We start from the raw sequence: 1,146 nt of genomic DNA, 5'->3' as shown, positions 1-1,146 counted from the left end.
CGTTCGGCCCGACCTCCATGGTCAGCTGCGCTGCCACCGAGTTCAGAGACTTGGCCAGCGCAGTGGCCAGCGTCACCTTGCCGAAATACTTGCCGCCGTAATTGTCGGGCGTCCAGTTGCCGATCTTGATCGGCGCATCGTTGCGGATGCTGTCGGGCGTGCGGCCGGCTTCAAGAGCGGCCATATAGACGAACGGCTTGAATGCCGAACCCGGCTGGCGACGTGCCTCCGAAGCACGGTCGAACTGGCTGGTCGAATAGTCGTAGCCGCCGACCATGGCGCGCACCGCACCGGAATCGTCGATCGACACCAGGGCGCCCTGGCTGACGTTGAGTTTCTTGCCGCTGTCGTCGATCAGCCTGCGGATCGATTGCTCGGCGAGCTTCTGCAGGTTTAGGTCGACGGTGCTGTCGATGACGATATCGCCGCGTACGTCGCCGATCAGGTCGGGCAGTTCCTCCATGATGGTATCGGCGACGTAATTCTCCGAGCCGGTCCAATAGGACGGCGCACGCGTTGCCGGCGCGCTCATCGCCGAGGTCAGTTCCTTGGCGCTGATCTTGCCCTCGTCGCGCATGGCGGCAAGCACCAGCTGCGAGCGCTCCTCGGCGGCCTTCGGATCGCGTGCCGGGGACAGCCGCGACGGCGCCTTCAGCAGGCCGGCAAGCAATGCGGCTTCCGACAGGGTGACGTCGCGCGCGCTCTTGCCGAAATAGCGGCGCGAGGCGGCTTCGACGCCATAGGCGCCAGAGCCGAAATACACCCGGTTCAGGTACATTTCGAGGATCTGGTCCTTGGTGTGCTTGTGCTCCAGCCATAGCGCCAGCAGCACTTCCTGCACCTTGCGCTCCAGCGTGCGGTCGGGTGTCAGGAACAGGTTCTTGGCCAATTGCTGGGTCAGCGTCGAGCCACCCTGCGAGAAATGCCCGCCAAGCACATTGGTGACCATGGCGCGGGAAAGCCCGATCGGGTCGATGCCGAAATGCGAGTAGAAGCGCCGATCTTCGATGGCGATGACGGCTTCCGGGATATAGGGCGACATTTCGTGCAGGCCGACCGCCTCGCCGCCGCTCATGCCGCGATTGGCGAGCAATTGGCCATCTGCCGAGACGATCTTGATGTTGGGGGCGCGGTCGGGAATCGACC

General features: G+C 64.0%; 1 protein-coding gene. It reads right to left on the bottom strand.

Going from position 1 to position 1,146, the window contains the following annotated elements; genetic code table 11:
• Positions 1–1,146: transglycosylase domain-containing protein (locus tag ENZ75_RS32460; RefSeq protein ID WP_206617164.1), on the bottom strand; the 1,146-nt coding region annotated here is incomplete at both ends.

This window comes from Mesorhizobium sp. M7A.F.Ca.CA.002.04.1.1 (assembly GCF_004022805.1).
Taxonomy (GTDB): domain Bacteria; phylum Pseudomonadota; class Alphaproteobacteria; order Rhizobiales; family Rhizobiaceae; genus Mesorhizobium; species Mesorhizobium ciceri.
The sequence above is the reverse complement of the archived record's forward strand: the minus strand, read 5'-3'. Positions and strand labels throughout refer to the sequence as shown.